This window comes from Streptomyces lincolnensis, assembly GCF_001685355.1.
Classification (GTDB): Bacteria; Actinomycetota; Actinomycetes; order Streptomycetales; family Streptomycetaceae; genus Streptomyces; species Streptomyces lincolnensis.
The window spans coordinates 7828206-7850450 of sequence record NZ_CP016438.1; the positions used below are offsets into that span (position 1 = coordinate 7828206).

A 22245-nucleotide genomic window follows, 5' to 3' on the forward strand; every position below is an offset into this window, starting at 1 on the left:
CACCGACCCGCGGCTTCAACACGACCGCTCACACCCGCACCTCCTTGACCCGAGGATCAACAACCCGCTGCACCACATCCGCCAGCAAGGACCCCACAACAGTCGCGACAGAAATCACGAGCACACACCCGAGCAACACCGGATAGTCCGACGACTGAGCGGCAGACCAGAACAGCAGCCCCATACCGGGGTAGTTGAACAACTGCTCAACAACCAACGCACCCCCGAACAGCACCGGCACGTAGTACCCGAGCATCGCCACCACAGGAGTCAGCGAGTTCCGGAACACGTGCCGGAACAGCACCGCGTACCGCCCCGCCCCACCCGCGCGCGCGGTCCGCACATAGTCCTCGGACAGGTTCTCCAGCGTCGAAGCCCGCATGTACCGACTGAACACGGCCACCATCGACGCGGCCCCCGTCACGACCGGCAGCACCAGCCCCGCAGGATCCGCGAACACCTGGGCCAGCGTGTCCCCTTGGGGTGCCTGCGAGGGGAACCACCGCAGGGCCTGGGTGAAGAGCATCACCAGGATCAGCCCCAGGAAGTACACGGGCGTCGAGTACGCGACGAAGCTGAGCGTCGTGATGACGTAGTCCGCCGGCTTGTTGCGCCGCACCGCCTGCCACATACCGAGCGGAACCGCCAGCAGCAGCCCCACGAGCGCGGACAGCACGGTCAGCACCAGGGTCTTCGGCAGGCGTTGCTCGATGAGCCGCGACACGGCCTCGTTCAACGTGTACGACGTCCCCAGGTCCCCTTGCACCAGATCGCGCAGATACAGGACGTACTGGACGGGCAGCGAACGGTCCAGCCCCTGCTCGTGGTTGAACGCGGCGATCTGCTGGGCCGTCGCCTGCGGGCCGAGGATCCCGCGGGCGGGACCCCCGGGCAGCGCGTGCAGCAGGCAGAAGACCACGATCGTGACGATGAGGATCACGGCGAGGGCCTGGAGGAGCCGCCGGACGAGGTAGAGGAGGGTCTCCACTAGTCGGTCCACTTCCACTGCGCCGGGTGGAAGTTGGCGAGCGAGTCCTGGGAGAACCCGCCGAGGCCGTTCCTGACGACCGAGACCTGGTAGACGGGTTCCGGCAGCCAGATCACCGGCAGGTCCTTGGCGAGGGCCGCGCTGTAGTCCTGGATGGCCTGGTTCGAAGTCGACGTCGTGGAGGCGGAGATGAGCTTGTCGACCTCCGGGTTGGAGTAACCGCCGAAGTTCGAACCGCCACCGGTCTGGAACAGCGAGTCACCGGTGGGGAAGGCGCTGAAGTACCAGCTGCCCGCCGTACCGAAGAAACTCAGCTGCCACTTGCAGATCGACTGGCCGGAGGTGCACGGAGGGGTCTGCGAGAGCACGGAGTTGACCGGCGCGGTCTTGATGGAGAACCTGATGCCGGTCTTCGCCAGCGAGGACTGGATCGCGCTCATCATGTTGTCCGTCACCGTCGACCCGGACTGCGAGAGCACCCCCATCTCGAACTTCGTGCCCTTGGCGATGCCCGCGCCGCACTTCGCGGGTTCGGAGCAGGTCATGACCCCGCCCTGCTCGGTCCAGCCATGGCTGGTCAGCAGGGACTTGGCGGTGTCCGTCGAGAACGGGTACGGGTTGTCCTTCTGCACGGGCGAGAGGAAGTCCGAGGCCTGCCCCTGCGGGATCGGCCCGTAGCCCGGCACCGCCGTCCCGTTGAGGACGACTTTCGCCAGGCTCGCCTGGTCGATCGAGTGCTGGACGGCCTGCCGGGCGTACAGCTGCTTGAACACGGCACCCATGGAAGGGTTGTTGAAGTTGTACGGCATGTAGGTGATCGCCCAGCCCGACCACGGCTTCACCTCGTAGCCCTGCGCGGTGAAGCTCTCCTTCTGGTCGAGGTCGGTCGCCTCGATGTAGCCGTAGTCGACGCTGCCGGAACGCAGCGCGTTCTTCTCGGCGTCGGCCGTGGTGAAGGGCAGCAGGTTCACCGTCGGGATGCCCGGCTTCTCGCCGCCGTCGTACTTCGTGTTGGCGGTCAGGACCACCTTGCCGGCCGTCGAGAACGACTTGACCGCGTAGGGGCCGCTGATGACCTTCCACAACGGGTTCGAGGCATAGCCGGAGATGTTCTTCGCGGCGTCGTTGAGGTAGGTCCAGGTCTTCTTGGCGTCGCCCTTGTCCCAGACGTGCCGCGGCAGCGGCGTGACCTCGCTCAGCTCGTTGGCGAGCATCCACTGGGGGTTGTAGGCCTTGTCGAACGTGATCGTGAAGTGGCGGTCGTCGACGGCCTTGAAGGACGTCCAGATGTCCGGCGCCTGGCCGGGGGTGTAGCCCGCCCACTCGGTCTTGTTCGCCTTGATGAGGTCGAACCAGAACTGGACGTCCGCGGAGGTGATGGGCTTTCCGTCGCTCCAGTGCCGGTCGCCGAGAGTGATCGTCACGCTCTTGTTGTCGGCGGCGAAGTCGGCGGCGGTGGCGATGGACGCCTTCTTGTTCCACGCGATCCGGCCCGTGGAGCCGTCGTAGGCGACGAGCCGCTCCCACAGACTGTCCGCGATGGAGCGGTTGTTGGTGTTCAGATGCGCTGCCGTGCCGATCGGCAGGATCCAGTTCGGCGTGAAGTTGGCGGGCAGCGCGTAGTTGATCGTGTCCTTCGACGCCGACGACGTGCCGCTCGTCCCGGAGCAGGCAGCGAGCAGCAGCGTGCCCGCGCCGAGGGCGGCGACGGTGAGAAGTCTCGTGCGAGCAGGGGACATGGTTCTCCTAGGGAGGAACAGAAGCGGGGTGGCAGCCAGTGAACGCCCCGAGAGTTCGAAGAAACAGGCGTGCCGCTGTAAAAAGCCTGTTACTGCTGGTCTGGAAAAAGCAGTGAGGGGTCTTCCGCGGCCTACGCTCGCTGTCCCGACCGCCGCCGACGGAAGTAACTTCGTCCATGCCTGAAAAAAGTTCCGCGCTGACCGCGCGCATCCTCGAACTGCTCGCCTCCGGGCAGGCGGCGACCCGAACGGAGCTCGCCGAAGTGCTCGGCGCCGCCCCGTCGACGGTCTCGTTCGCGGTGGGCAAGCTGGTGGACTACGGGCTGGTCGCCGAGGAGGGCACCCGGAACTCCACCGGCGGACGCCCGCGCAAGGTCCTGCGTCTCGGCGGCAGCGACGGATACGCCGTGGCGGCCGAACTCGGCGGCAAGCACGCCCATGTGGGGGTCGTCCACCCCGGCGGCGGACTCACCGACGTCTCCACCGTGCCGTTCGCCACGGCTGCCGGACCCGAGGCCGCGCTGCCCGCACTGGTCGAGACCCTCGAAGGCCTCGCCGACCGGCACGGCCGGGCCCTGCTCCGCGGAGTCGGCCTCTGCCTCCCCGGCCCGGTCGACGTCGAACCCGGCCTGGTCACCCTGCCCGCCCGCATGCCCGGCTGGAACAGGTTTCCCGTACGGGACTGGCTCCAGGAGCGGTTCGGGGTACCGGTCGCCATCGAGAACGACGCCAACTGCATGGCCGTGGGAGAGCACAGCGTCCGCCCCGCCGGGCACCGCCAGGCGATCATGGTGAAGGCGGGCTCCGGGATCGGCGCGGGCGTCATCGCCGACGGGCGGCTCTACCGGGGCGGCAGCGGCGCCGCGGGTGAGATCACCCACGTCCGCGTCGAGGCCGGTCACGACATCCCCTGCTCCTGCGGCAACACCGGCTGCCTGGAGACCGTCGCCTCCGGCGCCGCGCTGGTGCGGACCCTGCGCGAGCGGGGCCTGGACGTGGCCTCCACCGAGGACGTCGTACGACTCGCCTCCGACGCCGACCCCGAGGCCACCCGAGCGGTCCGCCAGGCCGGCCGCTACCTCGGCCAGGTCCTCGCCGCCAACATCAACTTCTTCAACCCCGACGCCGTGTACCTCGGCGGCATCCTCTCCACCCTGGAGCCCTTCGTCGCGGCGGTACGCAGCCAGCTGTACGAGGGCTGCCATCCGCTTGTCACCGAGCACCTGGTGATCGAACGAGCACTGCTGGGCGCGGATGCCGGCTTGGCGGGCGCGGGCCAGTTCGCCCTGCAACGAGCACTGGCGGAGGCGATGCAAACGGTCACAGGTAGTTCGGGGATGCGATCACCCACCTAGGGGCGCGAGGAACTGCGCGACCAGCCGCAACGCCCCCGCAGACGACGTACGACCAGGAGCACGCCATGCCCCCTTCCCGCCCCAGAATCGCCATCGCAGGCCTCGGCATCGAATCCTCCACTTTCTCCCCGGCCCGCACCACCGCCCCCGCCTTCCACCCCCTCCGCGGCCCCGACGTCCTCACCCGCTACCCCTTCCTCGCCCCGGGCCAACCCCTGCGGGCCGCCGCGGACTGGCAGGGCGCCCTCGTCGGCAAGGCGCTCCCCGGCGGCACCGTCACGGCGACCGCCTACGCCGACCTGACCGACGAACTCCTCACCCGGCTGAAGGACCTGGGCCCCCTGGACGGCCTCTGGTTCGACATCCACGGCGCCATGACCGTCGAGAACCTGGACGACGCCGAGGCCGACCTCCTGCACCGCGTCAGAAAGGTCATCGGCCCCGACACCGTCGTCTCGACCTCCATGGACCTGCACGGCAACGTCTCCCGCGCCCTCGTCCACCGCACCGACCTGATCACCTGCTACCGCATGGCCCCGCACGAGGACGCCATGGACACCAAGGAGCGGGCCGCCCGCAACCTCGTCGACCACCTGACGAGCGGCGCCCCCCGCCCCCTCAAGGCCTGGATCCCCGTACCCGTGCTGCTGGCCGGCGAGCAGACCTCCACCCGTATCGAACCGGCCAGAAGCGTCTACGCGGCCGTCGAGGACGTGGAGGCCGCCGAAGGCGTGACGGACGCGGCGATCTGGGTCGGCTACGCGTGGGCGGACGAACCCCGCAACCGGGCCGCGGTCGTCGTCACGGGACACGACGAGGCCGCGGTCACCTCCGGGGCACAGCGGCTGGCCCGAGGCTTCTGGAAGGCCCGCCACGCCTTCGAGTTCGTCGCCCCGACCGGCACCCTGGACGAGTGCCTGGACGCGGCCCTGGCCTCCGCCAAGCGCCCGTACTTCGTCAGCGACACCGGCGACAACCCGACGGCGGGCGGCGCCGGCGACGTCACCTGGGGACTCCGACGCATCCTGGAACGACCGGAGTTCAAGGACCCGACCGGTCCCACCGTCATCTACGCCTCGCTCCCGGGCCCGGCAGCGGTCGACACGGCCGTGCGGGCGGGCGTCGGCGCGAGAGTCACCGTCACCGCGGGCGCCGAGGTCGACGACCGGCACGCCGGACCGCTCACCCTGACCGGTGTGGTCCACGCGGTCCGGCACGGCGACCGGGACGCGGAGACCGAGGTGGTGCTCACGGTGGGCGGCGTCCAGGTGATCCTGACGCGGCTGCGCAAGCCGTACCACCACGAACACGACTTCACCGACCTGGAGTTGGACCCCCGGGCGGCCGAGGTCGTCGTCGTGAAGATCGGCTACCTGGAGCCCGAACTGTTCGCCATGGCCGCCGACTGGAAGATGGCGCTCACCCCGGGCGGCGTCGACCAGGACCTGACCCGGCTCGGCCACCGCCGGGTCCGCAGGCCGCTGTTCCCGTTCGACCCGCAGATGCCCGACCCCGACCTCACGGCCCGGATCATCGCGCCCAGCGACGCACCGCTCACCGGGCCCGACGAGTAGCCGCCGGGCCGGGCACCGGCGCTCAGAGCCTGTGTCACATCCCCAGCCGGGCGCCCGCCGCCTGGCACGCACTCCCCCAGAGGGGGGACCCCCAGCTGCGTTGCCGAAACGCCCACGTGGCTCCTCCCCCACGCTCGAACAACCTCGCGCGGGGGGGGACCCCATCGAGGGCGCTTCGGCGCCTTGCGATCGCACGCACCAGACGACGTGCGCTGATCCGGCTGGGGATGTGACACAGGCTCTCAGGCCGCCGCCGCGATCACCTGGTCGATCAGGGCGATCAGCACGTCCCGGCACGAGCCGCGCTCGCGCGCGTCGCACAGCAGCACCGGGACGTGCGCGGGCAGCGCGAAGGCCTCCCGGATGTCCTCCGGCGGATACGGATGTTTGCCGTGGAAGCCGTTGACACCGACGACGAACGGGATGCCCCGGCGCTCGAAGAAGTCGACGGCGGCGAAGCTCGCCTCCGGTCTGCGCACGTCGATCAGCACCACCGCACCCAGCGCGCCGATGGCCAGGTCGTTCCACATGAACCAGAACCGCTGCTGCCCCGGGGTGCCGAACAGATACAGCACCAGCTCGTCGCTGATGGTGATCCGGCCGAAGTCCAGAGCCACGGTCGTGGCCTTCTTGTCCTCGATGCCGTCGAGGTCGTCGATCCCCAGACCCGCGGAGGTCAGCGACTCCTCCGTGCGCAGCGGGGCGATCTCGCTGACCGAGCCGACCATGGTGGTCTTGCCCACGCCGAAGCCCCCGGCGATCAGTATCTTCACGGTGTCGGGTGCCGCCGGAACGGCGGTGTCAGAGCCGGCCAAGGCCGTCCCTCACTTTCTGAAGCAGGTCCAGGTTCGGGGTGCGGGGCGAGACGGGATGCGGTGGATGGGCCGTGATCAGACCGGCCTCCAGCAGATCGCACAGCATGATGACGATCACGCTCACCGGCAGGTCCAGCAGGGCGGCGACCTCCGCCACGGCCACCGGCCGCGCGCACCGGCGCAGGATCCGGGCCTGCTCGGGCTGCGGCCGGGGGGCCCGCTCCGGCGGCGGGTCCACCGCGGTCACCGTCGTGATGAGGGTGAAGTCGGCGCGGCTGGGCCGGGTCCGTCCGCCGGTCAGGGCGAAGGGCCGCACCAGCCGGCCCGCCGCGTCGCTTCCGCTCATCTCACTCGCCGGCGGCGGTCGATGGGCCGACGTGCGCCCGCGGAGCCGCGCTCAGGTGCTCGCCGATCTTCTTCACCAGCATGTTCATCTGGTACGCCACCACACCGACGTCCGCGTTCGGACCGGTCAGGACGACCAGGTGGGCGCCGGGGCCCGCGGAGGTGAGGATCAGGAAGCTGTTGGCCATCTCGATCAGTGCCTGGCGGACCGGACCGCCGCGGAAGTCCATGCTGACGCCCTTGCTCAGGCTCATCAGCCCGGACGCGGTCGCCGCCAGCCGCTCGGCGTCGTCGCGCACGAACCCGGTGGACCGGCTGACGACCAGCCCGTCCTCGGAGAGCACCACGGCGTGGTTCACGTCGGCGACCCGGTCCACGAGACCGGTGAGCAACTGGTCCAGCTGGGTGTTCGTGGCGGGGGTGGGGCGTGTCATTGCGGTGTCCTTCATGAGCGGTCGGTCGGGGAGGGCTGGGGGGCGGCCGGGCCGGCCGCGGGGGCACGGGAACCGACGGGCTCCGGCGGGGCCGGTCCCTCCGGATCGTCCCGCACCGGCTCGTCCTCGTCCCGGGCCCGGAGCGTGCCGCTCTGGAACCCGGCGAGTGAGGACGCGGCGTGCTCCGCGGTGAAGTCGTCGTCGGCGTCCGGCTCGGCGGTCGTGGCCTCTTCGCGGAGTTCGGCGGCCAGACTGGTCTGCGGCACCCGTCTGGGCAGCGGGATGAGCCCGTCGGTGCGGGGGACGACGGCGGGGGCCGGTCTGGACTCCGGTGCGGGCGGCGCGACGGCCGCCGTCCGCGCGGTGAGCAGGGGCCGGGCGGTACGGGCGGCGGACACCGGCTCCGGGTGCACCCTCTCGTCCGTCGTCTCCGGCTTCTCGTCCTCCGCGCCCGTGGGGAGGGGCTCGGGCACCACGATGTCGTGCGGGACCAGCACGATCGCCGTGGTGCCGCCGTACGGCGAGGAGCGCAGCGTGACGGTGATGCCGTGCCGGGCGGCGAGCCGGGCGATCACGAACATGCCGAGCCGCAGATCGCCGGCGAGTGCCACCACGTCGAACTTCGGCGGCTCGGCCAACTGCTCGTTGAACGCGGCGTAGTCGTCCTCGGACAGGCCCAGGCCCCGGTCCTCGACCTCGACGGCCAGGCCCTTGGCCACCATCGCGGCCCGTACCCCGACGGGGCTGGGCGCGGGGGAGTAGGCGGTCGCGTTGTCGATGAGCTCGGCCAGCAGATGGATCACGTCCGCGACGGCCGGCGGGGCCAGGCACACCTCCTCGTCGGTGTGCACCTCCACCCGCTGGTACTCGGCGACCTCACCGACCGCGCTGCGCAGGATGTCGATCAGCGCGACCGGCTCGGTCCAGCTGCGGCGCGGCTGCTCACCGCTGATGATGACCAGGTTCTCCTCGTAGCGGCGCAACTGGCTGGCCGTGGAGTCCAGTTCGAACAGGCCCTTGAGGACGTCGGGGTCCTGGTGCTCGCGCTCCAGCGCGTCCAGCAGGCTCAGCTGCCGGTTGACCAGGTTCTGGCTCTGCCGGGCGATGCCGAGGATCACCTTCTGGAACCCGCGCCGGGTGTCGGCGAGTTCCACGGTGGTCACCACCGCGGTGCGCTGCGCGGTGTTGAACGCCTGTGCCACCTGGCCGAGTTCGTCCGAGCCGTAGTCCAGCGGCGGCGCCGCCAGATCCACGTCGACCGTCTCGCCCCGGTCCAGACGGCGGACCACGTCCGGCAGCCGTTCCTCGGCGAGGCTCAGCGTGGCCCGCTTCAGACCACCCAGCCGGCGGGACAGGGAGCGGGTGATCCGCCAGGACATGCCGACGCACACCAGCAGGGCGACCAGCCCGCCGACGCTCAGCGAACCGGCCGTCAGCAGCAGTTCGTCGGCCTTGTCGGCGCTGCGGGTGAGCAGTCCCGAGGTCTGCCGCTGGATCAGCGCCGAGTACTGGTCGGAGACTCGGTCCAGGGCGGTGTTCCACCGCTTCTTCGCGTCGGGCAGGACCACCTGGCCCGACGCGTCCGGCCGTGCCGCCAGCACCTGGTCCTCGACGGCCTGGAGGGCCTGCCAGTCCGCGCCCTGGAGGATCCGCTCGGTCTGCGTCTTGGCGGTGCCGCGCAGCGAGGGGACGATCTGGTCCTCGACGATCCAGCGGCGGGTGCTCACCAGCTGGGCGAACTCGGTCCAGTCCGTCTCGTCGAGCCGCCCGGACGGCCAGGCCAGCGTCAGACGCGCGCTCTCCTGGGAGACCAGCTCCGCCGCGTGCTCCAGCGCGACCAGCGGACCGGCCTGCGAGGTGAGGTCGCCGTCGTCGACCTGGGAGAGCTCCTGGAAGGCGTGGATCTGGTCGTCGATGATCGAGGTGTACTGGTCGAGGGCCTGCGCGGCGGTGATGTCGGTGGGGTCGTCCACCTGGCCCCGGTAGTACTCCAGGCTGCTCACCGAGCCGACCACCGAGTACAGCCGGTCGGCGATCCGGGCGGGAGCCCGCTTGATCTCGTCGGACCGGCCCACGAGCTTGGCGACCGCCGTGTCGGTGGCCTTGCGCGCCTGGTCCAGCCGCGCCCGGGAACCGGGCTCCTTGGCCAGCCAGGACGCCGACGCGCCGCGCTCCAGCTGGAGCGCGAGGGTGGCCTCCGTGCCCATCGCGCCGGTCGACCGGCTCAGCTCCGTCTGCGAGCGCAGGTGAAGGCCCTCGGAGAACATCTGCGCCGTCGTCAGACCCCACAGGGCGGCGAGGGTGACGCTCGGGACCAGCGCCAGGAGGATGAGGGAGAGACGTATGGAGCCGAGGCGGCGCCGGGCACCTGTCCGTGCAGACATGGTCGTCCTTGGGCGATCAGCGAGGAAGCGGGGAGTGGGGAGGGGAGAGCGGGAGCGGACACGGGAAGGGGGACGGGAGCGGAGACCCGGCGGCAGCGGCGGGCCGGATGCCGGTCACCGGGTTCCGGCGGCGGCGAACTTCGCGACCGAGGCGACGTTCGACCGGGTGACGAACGCCGGGCCCGTCAGGACGGGGGCCACGCCGCCTCCGCTGACATTGCCGTTGGTCCGGTACAGCCACAGCGCGTCCACGGCGAGGTAGCCCTGGAGGTACGGCTGCTGGTCCACCGCGAACTGCACCTGCCCGCCCTGGACGGCCTGAACCAGGTTCTTGTCGAGGTCGAAGGTGGCGACCTTGGCCCTGCTGCCCGCGGCCCGCACCGACTTGACCGCGGTGAGCGCGAACTGGGCGCCCAGCGTGACGACTTCGTCGATGGTGGGGTCCTGCCGCAGCTGGGCGGTGACCGCGGCCTGCACCGCGTTCAGGTCGGTCCCCTCGACGTAGAGGTTCTCGGTCTTGCCGGTGAACGTCTTCTTCACGCCGGCGCAGCGCGCCTCCAGGGCGACGTTGCCCCGCTCGTGGATGACGCACAGGGCGTGCTTGGCCCGGATCTCGTCGAGCTTGTCGCCGACGGCCCGGCCGGCCAGGCTCTCGTCCTGGCCGAAGTACTCCAGGAGCCCGGCGGACTTCCAGGCGTCGATGCCGGAGTTGAGTCCCACCACGGGGATGCCCGCCGCCTTCGCCTCGGCCACCGGCCCCTTCATCGCCTGCGGCTTGGCCAGGGTCACCGCGATGCCGTCGACCTTGTCCCGGACCGCGTCCCGGACCAGCTGGGCCTGCCGGGTCGGGTCGGAGTCGCTCGCGTAGGTCAGGTCGATGCCGTCCTTGGCGGCCGCCGCGCCGGCGCCCTTGTGCACCAGGTCCCAGAAGGCGTCGCCCTTGCCGCCGTGGGCGATCAGAGCGACCCGCAGGGAGCCGTCGGCGCCGGCCGCCGCGTCGGTGTCGGAGTCGAGCCGCGCGTCGCCGGATCCGGAGCAGCCCGCGAGGAGCAGACAGAGCGCTCCGGCCAGGACCGCGACGCGGAAGGATCCGGAGGACGCCCGAGGTGGGGATGACGTGTTCATGGAGTGCGGCACCTCGCTGTGCGGCCGAGCAAGAGGAACGCGAAAGTGAGGCCGATGCGGAGGTCTTGCGCCGACCGTTCAACTTTCACTGGCCTGGAGCCAACCGCGTGTGACCGCCGGTAGTCAAGTGATCGACCGCTCGCACTGAGTTGTCGGTGCCGCATCGTAATGATCTTCGCACGGAAGTGGGGCGGATGGTGGTGGTAGCGGGGTGGCGAGGTACGGGCCGCCCGGCCCCGCCCCCGTCACCCGCCGCCCCTACGGTTTGCGGGCCACCACCCCGAACATCGCGATGTCCTCGTCCCGGACCACCTCGGTGCCCGTGCCGTCCGGACGCCACTTGTGGACCTGGACGACGCCCGGCGCGACGAGGTCGAGACCGGCGAAGAACTCCTCGGCCTCGGCGAAGGTCCGCAGCCGCATCGGCATGCCCCGCGCCGCGTACTCACGGGCCACCCGCCCCACCTCGTCCGGCGCGAACTCGGCCGTCCCGATGGACATCGCGAGGTGGCTGCCGGACGGCAGCGGGTCCAGCAGCCGGCGCACGATGCCCACCGCGTCGTCCTCGTCCGTCATGAAGTGCACGATCGCGATCACGGTCAGGGCTACTGGCCGGGACAGATCGAGCGTCGCACGCAGCCGGGGGTCGTCCATGATGCCCGCCGGGTCGCGCATGTCCGCCTCGATGTACGCCGTGCGGCCCTCGGGCGCGCTGTCGAGCAGCCCCTGGGACAGGCGCAGGACGAGCGGGTCGTTGTCGATGTACACCACCCGGGCGTCGGGGGACACCGACTGGGCGATCTCATGGATGTTCGGCGAGGTCGGGATGCCGGTGCCGACGTCGAGGAACTGGCGTATCCCCGCCTGAGCCGCCAGATACCGCACCGCCCGGTTCATGAAGTCCCGGTTGGCCCGCATGTGCACCGGCAGCGCGGGCCACTCCCGGCACATGGCGTCCCCCGCCTCCCGGTCCGCCGGGTAGTGGTCCTCGCCGCCGATGATGTAGTCGTAGATCCGCGCCGAGTGCGCGCTGCCGGTGTCGATGGCTTCGTCCATGCACCTTCCCTCCCATGCTCAACTCGCTTCTAACCGCGTGACGTTGATGACCGGGGAGTTTCTCGCGCGCCCGGCTCCCGCGGCGGCGGGGCGGGGCGCCGGGCCGGGGCGCGGTGGCCGCCTAGACTGGACCGGTTCACACCACGGGACCGCGGAACGCGCGGGCGGCGGAGCAGGAGGGCGGCGACGGTGACCGGCAGTGGCTTCGAGGACCCCTCCGCCGACGTGCTCGGCCAGGCGGCCGCGGCCTTCGGACTGCTCGCCTCGTCCGCGCGGCTGCACATCGTGTGGGCGCTGTCCCAGGGGGAGAGTGACGTCAGCGGGCTCGCGGAGCGGGTCGGCGGCGCGCTGCCCGCGGTCAGCCAGCACCTCACCAAGCTCAAGCTCGCCGGTCTGGTCCGCTCCCGCCGTGAGGGCCGCCGGCAGGTGTACTTCGTGGACGACCCGGACGTCGTGGACGTGGTCCGGCTGATGGTGGGCCGGCTCTCCGACCGTGCCGCGCCCGCACGCCGCCTCCGTGGACTCTGAGACCGGCGAGGGCACCTCACTCCAGGTGCTGCGCCGCCTGGACAGCGGCCCGCGCGGCCTGACCGGGGCCGAGGCGCAGGCCCGGCTCGTCCGGTACGGCGAGAACACGCTCCCGCGGCAGCGGACCACCCCCTGGCCGCTCCGGCTCGCGCGCGGGCTGCGCGACCCCTTCACCGTCGTCCTGCTCTGCCTCGGACTGGTCTCGGCCGCCGTCGCCTCCTGGGGCACCGCCGCCGTGATCCTCGCGCTGGTCGCGGTCAGCTGTCTGCTGCGGGTGAGCGGCGAGCACCGGGCGGACCGGTCCCTGTCCGCCCTGCGCGACCTCGTCGCCGGTACCGCCACCGTGCGGCGACGCGGCGACGACGACGCGACGGTCCGGGAGATCCCGGTCGCCGAACTCGTCCCCGGCGACGTGATCCGCCTCGGGCCGGGCGACCTGGTCCCCGCCGACGTACGCCTCCTGCGCGCCCGCGGCCTGACCGTGCACCAGGCGGCCCTCACGGGGGAGTCGGCACCGGTGGCCAAGGAGGCGGCCGACGGCGGGGATCCCGTCGCCGACCTCCACCTCTGCTTCCAGGGCAGCGGGGTGGCCACCGGCAGCGCCACCGCCGTGGTGCTCGCCACGGGCCCCCGGACCCGGCTGGCCGCGGCGCACGGCACGACCCGGCGCAGGGAGCCGAGCGCGTTCGACCGGTCCGTGCACGGGATCTCCTGGGTGCTGATCCGGTTCATGCTGCTGACACCGCCACTGGTGCTGATCGCGAACGCCGCGCTGCGCGGCCGCGGTCTGGAGACCCTGCCGTTCGCCGTCGCGGTCGCCGTGGGGCTGACGCCCGAGATGCTCCCGGTGATCGTCACCACCTGCCTGGCACGCGGGGCCGCGCTGCTGGCCCGCACCCACGCCGTGATCGTCAGGCGGCTGCCCGCGCTGCACGACCTGGGCGCGGTCGACGTGCTGTGCGTCGACAAGACCGGCACGCTCACCCAGGACCGCCCGGTCGTCGTCCGGGCCTTCGACGCGACCGGCCGGGACGACCCGGACGTCCTGCGCCGGGCCGCCGTCAACGCCTGGTGGACCCTCCAGCTCGCCGAACTGCCGTCCCCGGACGCCCTCGACGAGGCCCTCCTGGAGGCGGCGGGCCCGGCCGGCGAGGAGGAGGACGGCGTCGACGCGGTGCCCTTCGACCCGGTACGGCGGATCTCCACGGCCGTCGTACGCGGCACGCCCGGCACGCACACGCTGGTCGTCAAGGGCGCCGTGGAGGACGTACTCGAACGCTGTGCGCAGGACCCGGCGGAGGGGGCGCGGCTGCGGGCGCTCGCGGCGCGCGAGGCGGACTCCGGGCTGCGGCTGCTGGCCGTGGCCACGGCCGAACGGCCCGCCCGCACGCGCGCGTACACGCCCGCCGACGAACGCGGCCTGACCTTCCGCGGCTTCGTCGCCTTCCGGGACGCCCTGGCCCCCACGGCCGCCGAGGCCCTGCGCGAGCTGGCCGCCCTCGGGGTGACGGTCAAGATCCTCACCGGCGACCACCCGGCCACCGCCGCCCGCGTCTGCCGCGACCTCGGCCTGGACCCCGCCGCGGTCCACGCCCGCTGCACCCCCGAGGACAAGGCCCGCCTCGTCACCGAACTGCGCGCCGCCGGACACACCGTCGGCTTCCTCGGCGACGGCGTCAACGACGTGCCCGCCCTGCGCGCGGCGGACGTCGGCATCGCGCCCCGGGGCGCCGTCGACGTGGCCCGCGAGACGGCCGACGTCGTGCTCACCGGCCGGGACGACACCGACCTCACCGCGATCGGCCACGCGATCACGACCGGCCGGCACAGCAGCGGCAACATCGCCTCCTACCTGCGCGTGACGCTCTCCTCCAACCTCGGCAACGTCCTCGCGATGCTCGCCGCCGGCCTCCTGCTGCCCTTCCTGCCGATGTTCCCGGCCCAGGTCCTGGTCCAGAACCTGTGCTTCGACACGGCGCAGCTCGCCTTCGCCCACGACCGTCCCGGCGCGGCCGCGCTGCGCCGCCCCGCCGTGCTGCGGCCCCGGGCCTTCCTGCGGTTCATCACCGGCTTCGGCGTCCTGAACGCGGTCGCCGACCTCGCCACCTTCGGTGTCCTCGCGCTCGCCCTGCGGGGCCCGGACGCGCTGGACGACCGTACGGTCTTCCACTCCGCCTGGTTCACCGAGAACCTGCTCACCCAGGCCCTGGTGATGGTGCTCCTGCGCACCGGACGGGGCCTCGCCGAGGGCCGCGCGCCGGGCCCGGTCGTCCGGGCGGCCGCCCTCCTCGCGGTGGCCGGACTGCTGCTGCCGCCGAGCCCGCTCGGCGGCGCCCTCGGCATGACCGCGCTGCCCCTCGCCTCCTACCTGCTCCTCGCCGCCGTCCTCGCCCTCTACGCCCTCGCCCTGACCGCGCTCCGCGTCCGGTACGACGGGCGTCAACCGTAGGTGAGGTTCGAGCAGGGGTTGTCGTCCGCGGAACGCGCGCCGGACGCGACCTCCGAGGGCACCGCCGTCGGGGCCGGTGAGGCGCCCGCGCCGGGTGTGGCGGCGTACGACTCGCCCAGTACGACATTGACGCCGGACCCGGTGACGGGCTCCAGGCCGGCGCCGGGGAGGGCCCGGGCGACGGTCTCGGCCCGGGAGCGGAGCCCGGGGCCGTACTCCACGACCGTGGTGGCGTGGTCCTGCGTGGACGCCGTCGCCGTACCGGTGACCCTGAAGCCGTCCGCGGTGAGTGCGGCGGCGCCGCGGGCGGCCAGGCCCGGGACGGTGGTGCCGTTGTAGACGGTGACGTCGATGCCCGCGCCGGAGACCGGCGCCGGAGTGGGAGAGGGGGAGGGGCCGGTGCCGCTCTTCTTCCCGCCCGCGTTCGCGCCGTCGATCGTGCGGTCCGCCTTGAGCGCCGCCCACAGGGCGTCGGCGTCCGGCTGGACGACGGCGACGCGGGAACCGTCGTACCGCCAGGGCACCGTGACGAACTCGGTGTTGTGCAGGTCGATGTCCTTCAGGGACATCGCGAACGAGATGAGCTTGTCGGCGGAGCCCAGACCCGGGTCCACGGTGAGGGACCTGGTGGCGGCCTCGGCGAGCGGCAGCAGCTTGGCCGGGGTCAGCCCGCGGCTCTTCACCTCCTTCAACAGGCTTGCCACAAAGGCCTGTTGGCGTTTGATACGGCCGATGTCGGAGCCGTCGCCGATGCCGTGCCGGATGCGGACGTAGTCCAGGGCCCGCTGCCCGGAGACGGTCTGCTCGCCCTTCGTGAACAGCAGTCTGCCGGGCGTGGAGCGGTGCGGGTTCAGGTCGTTCTCGTACACGTCCTCGGGCAGGCACACCCGCACCCCGCCCACCACCTCGGTGAGCGCCGCGAAGCCCTTGAAGTCGACCACCACGGTGTGGTCGACACGCAGCCCGGTGAGCTGCTCGACGGTGTTCTGGGTGCAGGCCGGATTGCCCTTGTCGGTCTGGCCGACCGAGAAGGCCGCGTTGAACATCGTGTTCGGCTGCGTCTTCGTCCAGCCGCCGTCGGGCAGCTTGCACGGCGGGACGGTGACCAGGGTGTCGCGGGGGATCGAGACGGCCAGGGCGTGGTGCTGGTCGGCGTAGATGTGCAGCAGGAACGTCGTGTCCGAGCGGCCGATGTCGTCCTTGTCGCCGCCGCCGAGCGCGGCGTTGCCGTCGGTGCGCGCGTCGGAGCCGATGACCAGGACGTTCTCGCCCTTGGAGGTGTCCGCGGGACGGTGGTCGGACAGGCCGCCCGAGTCGAAGGTCGTGATGTTCCCGTCCAGCTTCAGATAGAGCCGGCCGGCCCCGGCGGCCACCAGCACCAGCAGGGACACGAGGATCGCCGACACGAGCCGTCCCCTGCCGCCGCGCCTCCTCCCGCGCTGCTGTCGCCGGCCGCCGGCACCGCCGTCGCGGTGCCTCGGCGGTGCTGCCCTGCGCTTGCCGGTCACTGTCATCGGTGCCCTCTGGCCGTCTCACCCCGGGTTGTACAGTTGCGCAATGTAGCAACTGTCGACCAAGAGAGAGTGAGGGGGCGGTCATGCTCCGCAACGGACTGGAACCCTGGCACCTGCTGATCGTGGCGATCGTCGTCATCGTGCTGTTCGGCTCGAAGAAGCTGCCGGACACGGCACGGGCCCTCGGCAGGTCGATGCGCATCCTCAAGAGCGAGGCGAAGGCGATGAAGGAGGAGGGCGCGGAGTCCGTGGACCCCGCGCCCTTGAAGCCGACGGGTGACCTCGGCCCGTCGGCGTCCGTGCCGGAGCCGGCGCAGCCGCCCTCCGCGGCGCGGTGACGCGCAGGGGTGGCGTTGCGGGGTGCGGCGACCCGGATGCTCAGGCCGGCTCGGCGGTCGGTGGAAGCGGCTGCGGCTGCGCCGCCTTCGCCTCCCGCGCCGCCTTGCGGCGCCGGCGCCGGCTGACCCGCGGCTCCTGGTCGGGCAGCCAGCCGAAGGTGAGGCAGCTGCCCACCACCCCCAGCAGCAGACCGATGAAGAAGCCGCCCATGTTCGAGGTGACCCAGGTGCCCAGGGACAGCAGGACGGCGGTGATCGAGTAGAACAGCCGTTGTGCCGGGTTGAACAGGATCAGCAGCCCGAGCACCACCAGCAGCACCGGCAGGAGGTAGCCGGCCAGACCCTGCATGCCGATGTGCAGGACGACCTTGAGCGACGCCTTCTGGGTGAGCAGGATCTCCGCCCCGCCCAGGACGAGCAGCAGCCCGCCCCAGAACGGCCGGGCGGCCCGCCAGCGCCGGAAGGCGGACCCCTGGCCCGAAGAGCCTGTCCGCCCCGACATCAGCAGCCCTTGCTGTTGAAGCCGAGCTTCAGACCCGGGAGCTTGAACACCCCGGCCGTCGTCGCGTAGTTGGTCTGCCGCAGGTTGGCGATGCGCACGGTGTCGGCCTGCTGGCTGAAGACGCCGATCGGGCCCTTCACGCCGGCCTTGGTGAGCGTGCTGGCGTCGTTGCCGATCTCGATGTTGTTGAACGCCGCGTCACCGGACAGCTCGGTGGAGTCCGTGGTCAGGTCGCTCGCGGACACCTTCTCGGCCCCGCTGCCCGCGGTGATCAGCAGGTTGGTGCCGCCGAGGTCGACGCTCTGGCAGAGCTTGGTCAGGGTGGCGTTCTTGATCGCGGACGTGATGACCAGTACCTGGCCGCCGGTGTCACCCGCGTTCGGGCTGCCCTCCGCCATGTGGTCGAGGCCGCCGAACTGCTCGAAGCCGGTGCCGTTGAGTTCGGTCGCGGTGACCGTGAAGGGCATGCCGGAGATGGCGAACTGCACACCCAGCGCCCCTTCGGCGGTCAGTACCGCGAGCCCCGCGGCGACCAGGGTGGCGGGCACCGCCATGATCGCGGCCCGGCGGGCCCGGACCCGTCCGCGTCTCGCGGGCTCCTCGGCCATCTCGGACACTTCGGAGGTGGAACCGCTTTCCCGGTTCTCGGCCATGTTCTGCTCCCGTGGGCATAGTCATTGCTCTTGCTTCTGCGGCACGTTGCCCTGGCGCGGACAGCGGAACTGTGGCGTAGGTCCCCTCGCAACTCCCGGTGACTGCAAGGGCTTTCTCATTACGCACCAGTAGCCGCCGAGGAAGTTACCGGTGGTTACATTCGAGGGTCAAGCAAGTTGTGCGAAAAGAGTGTTGATTGTGTGCCGCCTGTGCCGCGGACGCTTCCCCGGTGACCACGGAGCTCCCGTCCAGCACATCAACTCCAGCGCGACACCTTGACGTTGACAGACACTCAGGCTTACAACTCTCCCTGGCTTCCCCGGATCCGTGGCGCCGGATCCAGCCGTTCTCCCGGACGCTCTGTCCAGTACGGGTACGTCACTGCCCGACCCACGGGTACGTCACGGCCCGAGCCCGACCCCCCAGGCACCCGCACGGTCGCTTCCCCCCTGAGGCCGTGCCGGGCAGCCCTTCCCGCCCGGCCCGGCCGGAGACCCTCCCCCATGGGTCTTCGGCCGGTCACCGGCCGGCTGCCGTTGCCGGTCCGTCACGTACGGAGAAGGCGTCACGGGCCGGCAGCGGCACACCCTCACGCGGATCATCCGCACCCCACCCCAGAAACGAGGCACACCCGCATGCGCAAGCGTTCCCTCATCGCCCTCGCCGGTACCGTCGCGGCCCTCTCGCTCACCGCCGTCTCTCCCGCGTCGGCGGCCGACAACAACGTCCTGACCACCGGCAGCCTCGGCGGAACGGCCGTGGCGGTCGGCGAGACCCTCACCGCGTCCCTGGCCACCGGCACCACCGCGACGCTCTACTCCAGCGCCACCGGGACCAGCGGCATCACCTGCTCGTCCTCGCAGTTCACCGCCGGCGTCACCGACAACCCGGCCGCGCCCGGCACGGCCACCGAATCGCTCACCGGGCAGACCTTCGGCAACTGCACCTCGAACAACGTCGGTGTCCTCGGCGTCACCAGCATCACGGTCAACAACCTGCCGTACACCACCGCCGTCGCCTCCGACGGCACCGTCACGGTGACCCCGCCGAGCGGTTCCACCATCCAGACCACCGTCGTGCTGCGCACCCTGCTGGGCAGCGTCAACTGCGTCTACCAGGCGCCGAGCCTCACCGGCACGGCGGACAACGCCGACAACAGCATCGCCTTCGCCAACCAGGCCTTCACCCGCTCCTCCGGTTCCGCGCTGTGCCCCGCCAACGGTTTCTGGACCGCGAAGTACGGCCCGGTCACCACCTCCGCCGGTGAGGCCGTCTACGTGAACTGACCGATGTGACGCGGTAGTTCAGCGTCGGCGCAGACGAAGCGCCAGGGCGGCGCCCCCGGTGAGCAACAGCACCGTGGCGGCGCCGCCCGCCAGCATGGGCGCGGACGAGCCGGAGTCCGCGCCGCCCGCGGAGGCGACCGGTGTGCCGGACGGAGCGGCACCCGCGTCGGCGTGCGTGCCGGCCCCGGCGTGTGTGCCGGCCTCTGCGCGGGTGGCCGGCGAACGGTCGGCCGTCGGTGACGGACCGGTCCGCGCGGGACTCTTCTCGACGGACGGAGTGGGGGAGGGGCTGGTACTCGCCCGCTGCCCGCTCCCGCCCTCGCCGCCGGTGCCACCCGCACGCTTCGCCGCCGGGAACACCACGTCCGAGCACGAGTAATAGGTGTCCGGCGTGCTGCTGTTCTGCCAGATCGTGTACAGCACCTGCCGTCCCGTACGGTCGGACGGCAGCGTCGCCCTGATCCGGTACGCGCCGTCGGTGAGCGCCGGGTCCGTCACCTCGGCGAAGGGCTTCTCCGGCAGGTCGGACCAGGTCAGCGGTCGCGTCGGGTCGTAGCCCGGCCTGGTGAGGAAGAGCTTGAACGTGCCGGTGTGCGGGATCGTGGAGACGTACCGCATGGTCAGCGTCCCGCCCGGGTCCAGCGTGGTCGACGGCCAGTCGGAGCGGGGCAGGTCGAGCCCCTTGTAGGCGGGCAGCCCACCGCTGCACAGCTCGCCGTCCGGGATCCTCTGCCGGTCCCGGCCGTTCACGTTCGCGACGCGCAGGTTGTCCCAGGCCGTGAAGGGCGCCCCGTTCGCGGCGACGGCCGCCCGGCACGCGGTGGAGCCGGACGCGTCGCCGCCGTCGGGTGAGCAGGCGAAGACCCGGCTGACCGGATCCGTCGGCGCGCCGTGCGCCTGGGCGGGTGCCGCCGCCCACAGGCCCAGCAGCAGGGGGCTCGCGGCGGCCGTCACCAGGGCGGCGGTGCGGTGTGCGGTCATCCGGGACATCCGGGACGTCTCCTCGGGTGGCACGGGAACGGTCCGCTTCCCGTGCTGGGCGGTGTGCTCCCCTGAAGTACGGGAAGCAGGCCCGGCGCGTTCACGGGGCCCCAAGCCGGAGCGAACTTGACCAATACCGGTCAAGTGCGCTGCGTAGAGGGTGGGTTTCCGGTCGGATCGAGGGTTTCCCCTGTATCCCGATGACCATCTCTTTGCCTATCGTTCGTGCACAGCTGACCCACCGGTAACCCCGAACGGGTCGCACCGCGTTCGGCCGGCCATCGCGCGCTCCTCGATGCACCCCCCGCCGCTTCATCGACGAAGCGAATCGATCGCCACTCCGCGCTGCCCGGAGTGCGGCCACGAAAGGCACCCCCTTGCGCACCCCTGACTCCCCGAGACGGAAGCTGATATCCGTCGCCGCGGTCTCCGCCGCTCTGCTCACGGCCGCCACCACCACGGTCGCCGTGGCCCAGGAGCCCGCCTCCGAGGCCGCCGCCGTCCCGGCCGCCCTCGCCCAGTCCGCACCCGGCACCCCGGCCGAGCGCCTCATCGTCGGCTACAAGTCCGGCGCCGCCGAGGCGAAGTCCAACAAGGCCGCCGAGGCCGACGCCGCCGCCAAGGGCAAGGAGGCCGGCGAGGACGTCGACTTCCAGCGCCGCCTGGGCACCGGTGCCGCCCTCGTCGACCTGGGCGAGCGGCTCAGCACCGCCGACGTCGCCGACGTCGTCGCCGAGTTCAAGGCCGACCCGCAGGTCTCCTACGTCGTCCCGGACCGCCTGAACACACCGCAGGCCGACCCGAACGACACCGAGTACGCCAAGCAGTGGGACCTCTTCGAGTCCACCGCCGGCATGAACGTGCCCGGCGCCTGGAACACCACCACCGGCACCGGCGTCACCGTCGCCGTCATCGACACCGGCTACGTCGCCCACAGCGACCTCGCCGCGAACATCGTCGGCGGCTACGACTTCATCGCCGACACCGCGGTCTCCGTCGACGGCAACGGCCGCGACAGCAACCCCGCCGACCCGGGCGACTGGTACAACGCCAACGAGTGCGCCGCCGGTGTCCCGGCCTCCACCTCCTCCTGGCACGGCACCCACGTGGCCGGCACCATCGCCGCCGTCACCAACAACGGCAAGGGCATCGCGGGCATCGCCCACGGCGCGAAGATCTCCCCGGTGCGCGTGCTCGGCAAGTGCGGCGGCTACGACTCCGACATCATCGACGCCATCACCTGGTCGTCCGGCGGCACCGTCTCCGGCGTGCCCGCCAACACCAACGTCGCCAAGGTCATCAACATGAGCCTGGGCGGCGACGGGGCCTGCACCTCCGCCACCCAGAGCGCGATCAACGCGGCCGTGAACCGCGGCACCACGATCGTCGTGGCCGCGGGCAACGACAACGACAACGTGTCGGCCCACTCGCCCGGCAACTGCAACAACATCATCTCGGTCGCCGCCACCAACCGCACCGGTGCCAAGGCCTCCTACTCCAACTACGGCTCCCTCGTGGACATCTCGGCGCCCGGCGGCCAGACCAGCACCGGCACCGCCAACGGCATCCTGTCCACGCTCAACTCCGGCACCAAGACGCCGACTTCTGAGTCGTACGCCTACTACCAGGGCACCAGCATGGCCACCCCGCACATCGCCGGCCTGGTCGCGCTGGTGAAGTCGGCCAACTCCGCGCTGACCCCGGCCCAGATCGAGACCGCCATCAAGAACAACGCCCGTGCCCTGCCGGGCGCCTGCTCCGGCGGCTGCGGCGCGGGTCTGGCGGACGCCGCCAAGACGGTGGCCGCGGTCAAGGGCGGTACGACCACGGGGACGACCTTCTCCAGCGGCACCGCGGTCGCCGTCCCGGACGCCGGCTCGGCCGTCGAGTCCTCGATCGCCGTCAGCGGCCGCACCGGCAACGCCCCCGCCGCCCTCCAGGTCGGCGTCGACATCACCCACACCTTCCGCGGTGACCTGGTCGTCGACCTGGTCGCCCCGGACGGCACGGCCTACCGCCTGAAGGCCGCGAGCACCTCGGACTCCGCGGACAACGTCTCCACCACCTACACCGTGGACGCCTCCGCCGAGACCGCCAACGGCACCTGGAAGCTGCGCGTCCAGGACACCGCCGCGCAGGACACGGGCACGCTCAACAGCTGGAAGCTGACCTTCTGAG

At 71.6% G+C, this 22245-nt stretch carries 19 protein-coding genes; 7 read left to right on the forward strand and 12 right to left on the reverse strand.

Going from position 1 to position 22245, the window contains the following annotated elements; translation table 11 throughout:
- Nucleotides 1–28 precede the first annotated feature (28 nt).
- Together SLINC_RS34615 and SLINC_RS34620 are read right to left on the reverse strand one after the other, a co-directional pair.
- Nucleotides 29–988, reverse strand: coding sequence for an ABC transporter permease (locus tag SLINC_RS34615; RefSeq protein ID WP_067441745.1), 960 nt, complete (start codon nt 986–988; stop codon nt 29–31).
- Nucleotides 988–2727, reverse strand: coding sequence for a peptide ABC transporter substrate-binding protein (locus SLINC_RS34620; protein WP_067441748.1), 1740 nt, complete (start codon nt 2725–2727; stop codon nt 988–990). Before SLINC_RS34620 ends, SLINC_RS34615 begins: the two co-directional genes overlap by 1 nt.
- Before the next feature lie 176 nt (nt 2728–2903).
- On the opposite strand from SLINC_RS34620, the gene SLINC_RS34625 reads away from it, so the two are divergent.
- Nucleotides 2904–4082, forward strand: a complete 1179-nt coding sequence (locus SLINC_RS34625) for an ROK family transcriptional regulator (RefSeq protein WP_067441751.1) — start codon at nt 2904–2906, stop codon at nt 4080–4082.
- A gap of 65 nt (nt 4083–4147) precedes the next feature.
- A complete protein-coding gene (locus SLINC_RS34630) occupies nt 4148–5656 on the forward strand; it encodes a M81 family metallopeptidase (RefSeq protein WP_067441755.1) in 1509 nt (502 codons plus the stop codon).
- A 242-nt stretch (nt 5657–5898) separates the two neighbouring features.
- Here SLINC_RS34630 and SLINC_RS34635 read toward each other — a convergent pair whose 3' ends face one another.
- The 6 genes from SLINC_RS34635 to SLINC_RS34660 all read right to left on the reverse strand — a co-directional run bounded on the left by SLINC_RS34635 (nt 5899) and on the right by SLINC_RS34660 (nt 11815).
- Nucleotides 5899–6471 carry a GTP-binding protein gene (locus SLINC_RS34635; protein ID WP_067441759.1) on the reverse strand — a complete coding sequence of 191 codons (573 nt, stop codon included), beginning with the start codon at nt 6469–6471 and terminating at the stop codon, nt 5899–5901.
- Nucleotides 6458–6817 (reverse strand): DUF742 domain-containing protein, encoded by a 360-nt coding sequence (locus tag SLINC_RS34640; RefSeq protein WP_067441762.1) that lies wholly within the window; start codon nt 6815–6817, stop codon nt 6458–6460. The genes SLINC_RS34635 and SLINC_RS34640 overlap by 14 nt, the downstream gene beginning before the upstream one ends.
- Nucleotide 6818: 1 nt before the next feature.
- Nucleotides 6819–7250 carry a roadblock/LC7 domain-containing protein gene (locus SLINC_RS34645; protein WP_067441763.1) on the reverse strand — a complete coding sequence of 144 codons (432 nt, stop codon included), beginning with the start codon at nt 7248–7250 and terminating at the stop codon, nt 6819–6821.
- A gap of 11 nt (nt 7251–7261) precedes the next feature.
- Nucleotides 7262–9634 (reverse strand): nitrate- and nitrite sensing domain-containing protein, encoded by a 2373-nt coding sequence (locus SLINC_RS34650; RefSeq protein WP_067441767.1) that lies wholly within the window; start codon nt 9632–9634, stop codon nt 7262–7264.
- A gap of 114 nt (nt 9635–9748) precedes the next feature.
- Nucleotides 9749–10759, reverse strand: coding sequence for a substrate-binding domain-containing protein (locus SLINC_RS34655; RefSeq protein WP_067441770.1), 1011 nt, complete (start codon nt 10757–10759; stop codon nt 9749–9751).
- Nucleotides 10760–11017: 258 nt separating this feature from the next.
- Nucleotides 11018–11815, reverse strand: coding sequence for an SAM-dependent methyltransferase (locus tag SLINC_RS34660; protein WP_067441772.1), 798 nt, complete (start codon nt 11813–11815; stop codon nt 11018–11020).
- A 189-nt stretch (nt 11816–12004) separates the two neighbouring features.
- Between SLINC_RS34660 and SLINC_RS34665 the strand changes: the two genes are divergently transcribed.
- Together SLINC_RS34665 and SLINC_RS34670 are read left to right on the forward strand one after the other, a co-directional pair.
- A complete protein-coding gene (locus SLINC_RS34665) occupies nt 12005–12343 on the forward strand; it encodes an ArsR/SmtB family transcription factor (RefSeq protein ID WP_067441775.1) in 339 nt (112 codons plus the stop codon).
- Nucleotides 12333–14792: an HAD-IC family P-type ATPase gene (locus SLINC_RS34670; protein WP_067446020.1), complete on the forward strand. Its 2460-nt coding sequence runs from the start codon at nt 12333–12335 to the stop codon at nt 14790–14792. Before SLINC_RS34665 ends, SLINC_RS34670 begins: the two co-directional genes overlap by 11 nt.
- Here the strand turns inward: SLINC_RS34670 and SLINC_RS34675 are convergent.
- The gene (locus SLINC_RS34675) at nt 14783–16306 is read right to left on the reverse strand and encodes an LCP family protein (RefSeq protein ID WP_067441778.1); all 1524 of its coding nucleotides are present in this window, start codon (nt 16304–16306) and stop codon (nt 14783–14785) included. The genes SLINC_RS34670 and SLINC_RS34675 overlap by 10 nt on opposite strands.
- A gap of 83 nt (nt 16307–16389) precedes the next feature.
- On the opposite strand from SLINC_RS34675, the gene tatA reads away from it, so the two are divergent.
- Nucleotides 16390–16644: a Sec-independent protein translocase subunit TatA gene (tatA, locus tag SLINC_RS34680; RefSeq protein WP_067441781.1), complete on the forward strand. Its 255-nt coding sequence runs from the start codon at nt 16390–16392 to the stop codon at nt 16642–16644.
- A 40-nt stretch (nt 16645–16684) separates the two neighbouring features.
- Here the strand turns inward: tatA and SLINC_RS34685 are convergent, their stop codons facing one another.
- Together SLINC_RS34685 and SLINC_RS34690 are read right to left on the reverse strand one after the other, a co-directional pair.
- Nucleotides 16685–17146, reverse strand: a complete 462-nt coding sequence (locus SLINC_RS34685; RefSeq protein WP_067441784.1) for a DUF6114 domain-containing protein — start codon at nt 17144–17146, stop codon at nt 16685–16687.
- Complete coding sequence (locus SLINC_RS34690) at nt 17146–17799, reverse strand: DUF6230 family protein (RefSeq protein ID WP_067441788.1); 654 nt, start codon at nt 17797–17799, stop codon at nt 17146–17148. Before SLINC_RS34690 ends, SLINC_RS34685 begins: the two co-directional genes overlap by 1 nt.
- A gap of 636 nt (nt 17800–18435) precedes the next feature.
- On the opposite strand from SLINC_RS34690, the gene SLINC_RS34695 reads away from it, so the two are divergent.
- Entirely contained in the window at nt 18436–19086 is a 651-nt protein-coding gene (locus SLINC_RS34695; RefSeq protein WP_067441791.1) for a Tat pathway signal sequence domain protein, read from the forward strand.
- An 18-nt stretch (nt 19087–19104) separates the two neighbouring features.
- Here the strand turns inward: SLINC_RS34695 and SLINC_RS34700 are convergent, their stop codons facing one another.
- A complete protein-coding gene (locus tag SLINC_RS34700) occupies nt 19105–20076 on the reverse strand; it encodes a lytic polysaccharide monooxygenase (protein WP_067441794.1) in 972 nt (323 codons plus the stop codon).
- Between the two features lie 368 nt (nt 20077–20444).
- On the opposite strand from SLINC_RS34700, the gene SLINC_RS34705 reads away from it, so the two are divergent.
- A complete protein-coding gene (locus SLINC_RS34705) occupies nt 20445–22244 on the forward strand; it encodes a S8 family peptidase (RefSeq protein WP_067441797.1) in 1800 nt (599 codons plus the stop codon).
- Nucleotide 22245 lies beyond the last annotated feature (1 nt).

Excerpts from the sequence above, each read along its gene's own strand:
- SLINC_RS34620 (WP_067441748.1), bottom strand. The coding sequence starts at position 2,727 with ATGTCCCCTGCTCGCACGAGACTTCTCACCGTCGCCGCCCTCGGCGCG.
- SLINC_RS34625 (WP_067441751.1), top strand. The coding sequence starts at position 2,904 with ATGCCTGAAAAAAGTTCCGCGCTGACCGCGCGCATCCTCGAACTGCTC.
- SLINC_RS34630 (WP_067441755.1), top strand. The coding sequence starts at position 4,148 with ATGCCCCCTTCCCGCCCCAGAATCGCCATCGCAGGCCTCGGCATCGAA.
- SLINC_RS34640 (WP_067441762.1), bottom strand. The coding sequence starts at position 6,817 with ATGAGCGGAAGCGACGCGGCGGGCCGGCTGGTGCGGCCCTTCGCCCTG.
- SLINC_RS34645 (WP_067441763.1), bottom strand. The coding sequence starts at position 7,250 with ATGACACGCCCCACCCCCGCCACGAACACCCAGCTGGACCAGTTGCTC.
- SLINC_RS34650 (WP_067441767.1), bottom strand. The coding sequence starts at position 9,634 with ATGTCTGCACGGACAGGTGCCCGGCGCCGCCTCGGCTCCATACGTCTC.
- SLINC_RS34655 (WP_067441770.1), bottom strand. The coding sequence starts at position 10,759 with ATGAACACGTCATCCCCACCTCGGGCGTCCTCCGGATCCTTCCGCGTC.
- SLINC_RS34660 (WP_067441772.1), bottom strand. The coding sequence starts at position 11,815 with ATGGACGAAGCCATCGACACCGGCAGCGCGCACTCGGCGCGGATCTAC.
- SLINC_RS34675 (WP_067441778.1), bottom strand. The coding sequence starts at position 16,306 with ATGACAGTGACCGGCAAGCGCAGGGCAGCACCGCCGAGGCACCGCGAC.
- tatA (WP_067441781.1), top strand. The coding sequence starts at position 16,390 with ATGCTCCGCAACGGACTGGAACCCTGGCACCTGCTGATCGTGGCGATC.
- SLINC_RS34685 (WP_067441784.1), bottom strand. The coding sequence starts at position 17,146 with ATGTCGGGGCGGACAGGCTCTTCGGGCCAGGGGTCCGCCTTCCGGCGC.
- SLINC_RS34690 (WP_067441788.1), bottom strand. The coding sequence starts at position 17,799 with ATGGCCGAGAACCGGGAAAGCGGTTCCACCTCCGAAGTGTCCGAGATG.
- SLINC_RS34695 (WP_067441791.1), top strand. The coding sequence starts at position 18,436 with ATGCGCAAGCGTTCCCTCATCGCCCTCGCCGGTACCGTCGCGGCCCTC.
- SLINC_RS34700 (WP_067441794.1), bottom strand. The coding sequence starts at position 20,076 with ATGTCCCGGATGACCGCACACCGCACCGCCGCCCTGGTGACGGCCGCC.